The sequence below is a fragment of the Pseudomonas sp. AGC41 genome, from assembly GCF_057334555.1.
In genome coordinates this window covers 11,342-12,836 of sequence record NZ_JBHFJB010000064.1, presented here as the reverse complement: position 1 = coordinate 12,836, position 1,495 = coordinate 11,342, and the positions used below count along the sequence as shown (strand labels likewise).

Genomic DNA, 1,495 nt, shown 5'->3' with positions numbered 1-1,495 from the left:
CCCCCCCCCCCCCCCCCCCCCCCCCCCCCCCCACGGGGGTTGCTTTCAGCCTCGGGAGTGCTTCAGCCTTGGGTGTCCGTGCTGGGTTCTTCCGCTACCTCAGGCAGCCCATCCACATCCGCCATCGCGCGCTCCAGCAGCTCCGTCGGCAAGCTCTTGCTCGCCCGGGCACCGAGCAGCTTGAGTTGCTCGCTGCGGCTGATCAGGTTGCCGCGCCCTTCCGTCAGCTTGTTGCGCGCGGCGCTGTAGGCTTTGTCCAGTTGCTGCAGGCGACTGCCGATTTCATCAAGATCTTGGATGAACAGGACGAACTTGTCGTACAGCCATCCGGCGCGCTCGGCAATTTCCCGGGCGTTCTGGCTCTGGCGTTCCTGTTTCCACAAGCTGTCGATGACCCGCAACGTCGCCAGCAGCGTCGTCGGGCTGACGATCACGATGTTGCGGTCGAAGGCTTCCTGGAACAGCGTCGGCTCGGCTTGCAGCGCGGCGGAAAACGCGGCCTCGATCGGCACGAACAGCAACACGAAATCCAGGCTGTGCAGACCGTCCAAGCGCTTGTAGTCCTTGCCGGCCAAGCCTTTTACGTGGGCTCGCAGCGACACGACGTGCTGCTTGAGGGCGAGCTGGCCGATGGCGTTATCGTCAGCGGCCACGTATTGCTGATAAGCCGTGAGGCTGACCTTCGAATCGACTACTACCTGTTTGTCGCCGGGCAGATAAATCAACACGTCCGGCTGGAAACGCTCACCGTCCGGGCCTTTGAGGCTGACTTGGGTCTGGTATTCGCGGCCCTTCTCCAGGCCGGCGTGTTCGAGCACCCGCTCAAGGATCAGTTCACCCCAGTTGCCCTGGGTTTTCTGTCCCTTGAGGGCGCGGGTAAGGTTGGTGGCTTCATCGCTCAGGCGCAGGTTCAATTGCTGCAAGCGCTCAAGCTCCTTGCCCAGGGAGAACCGCTCCCGCGCCTCGGCCTGATAGCTTTCCTCGACACGTTTTTCGAACGACTGGATGCGCTCCTTCAGTGGATCGAGCAACTGCCCCAGGCGCTGCTGGCTGGTTTCGGCGAAGCGCTGTTCACGTTCGTCGAAAATCTTTCCGGCCAGCTCGGCGAACTGCGCCCGCAGTTCGTCGCGCGAGCCTTGCAAGTCATTGAGACGCTGTTGATGGCTTTCCTGCTGCTCGCGCAGCTCGGCGTGCAACGAAGCCGCCTGGGCGTCGAGGCGCCGCAGTTCCGCTTCCTTGTTGGCCCGTTCGAGATTCCAGGCGTGGGCCGCGTCCCGGGCGTTGTCGCGCTCGATCTGGAGCAATTCGACTTCACGACTGGCCGCCGCCAGCTCGGCCTGTTTGGCGGCATTGGCCTGGCTCAGGTCACTGATTTCGTCGCGGCAGGCATCCAGCTGGGCGTTCAACCCGTCGTGGGCCATGTGCGCGGTCGCCAGGCGCTCTTCCAGCAGGGCGAGTTCGGTCTGCGCCGCGCTGGCCTGGCGTTGCAGGTGCC

At 63.9% G+C, this 1,495-nt stretch carries 1 protein-coding gene; it reads right to left on the bottom strand.

All coding sequences use genetic code 11. The annotated features are described in order from the left end of the window. Nucleotides 1–62 precede the first annotated feature (62 nt). On the bottom strand, nucleotides 63–1,451 hold the full coding sequence (locus ACE04F_RS11940; RefSeq protein ID WP_486106990.1) for a DNA recombination protein RmuC: 1,389 nt from the start codon (nucleotides 1,449–1,451) through the stop codon (nucleotides 63–65). Nucleotides 1,452–1,495 lie beyond the last annotated feature (44 nt).